1 protein-coding gene and 1 pseudogene are annotated in these 979 nt (G+C 66.2%); both read left to right on the top strand.

The window, feature by feature from the left end:
• A pseudogene (locus ABGB01_RS45970) lies at positions 1-99 on the top strand (IS982 family transposase); the annotation flags it as partial.
• 510 nt (positions 100-609) lie between these two features.
• On the top strand, positions 610-979 hold a 370-nt coding region (locus ABGB01_RS45965), incomplete at its 3' end, for an RHS repeat domain-containing protein (protein WP_347780650.1).

Genomic DNA, 979 nt, shown 5'->3' with positions numbered 1-979 from the left:
CGCGTCGCCCAGCGCCTTCTTGCGCTGGCGGCGGCGATCTGGCACAACAACGCGACCAACGCCCCGATCACCCGGTCACTGATCGCCTACGACCATTGACCGGAGATCGGAATTACTCGTCTAGGAGCGCGAACCCGTCAGCCGCCGGCCAGCAAGCGCGGCCAGGGCCGGTCCATGTTCCTCTCATGCGGCTTCAAGGCCGACGAAAAGATCGGCTCAGATCCGGAGATTCCCATCACGATAGGCGATCGTCCAGGTTCATCGCGGAACCAGCCAACGAAATTTTCCGACAGGCCGTATGGCCCGCCCCACCCGGTTATTGGCATCCAGATGGGTGATCCCGGTTGACGTGCCCTTCGGCTGACTCGGAACTGAAGGGAGAGCCGGATGCCGGGGCGGCGTCGGCATCGGGAGAGAAAGGAGCGCTGGTGTTCGATTTGAGGGAGTCGCTCAGCGGGGCTCCTGCGGTCTGGTCGCAGCCTGCTTGGTAGCCACGGCTGTCCTTGGCGCTGGGACGCGTACTTGGCAGGCGAAGGTGTACCTGCAGCGGAAGTTGACACACGCGCCACCAGCGGCCCGGCGAGCACCCAGACCTTCGACTACGACCCCATGGACCGCCTCACCGGACAGACGCTCGAGAACGGCTCCGGCACCCAGCTCGCGAAAATCACCTACGGCTGGGACAAGGACGACAACCTCACCACCAAGACCACCGCAGGCACGGCAGGGGCGGGCACCAGCACCTACGCCTACGACCACGCCGGCCGCCTCACCTCGTGGACCGCCCCCGACGGCGCCACCACCGCCTATGAGTGGGACGCCGCCGGCAACCGCACCAAGGCCGGCGACAAAACCTTCACCTACGACGAACGCAACCGGCTGCTGACCGGCGACGGCAGCACCTACACCTACACCCCGCGCGGCACCCTGGCCACCGAGACCAAGGCCGGCACGACCACCGACTACACCTTCGACGCCT

Origin of the sequence: Nonomuraea sp. B5E05 (assembly GCF_039880665.1) — a bacterium.
GTDB lineage: Bacteria > Actinomycetota > Actinomycetes > Streptosporangiales > Streptosporangiaceae > Nonomuraea.
This window is presented reverse-complemented; position numbering and strand designations above follow the sequence as displayed.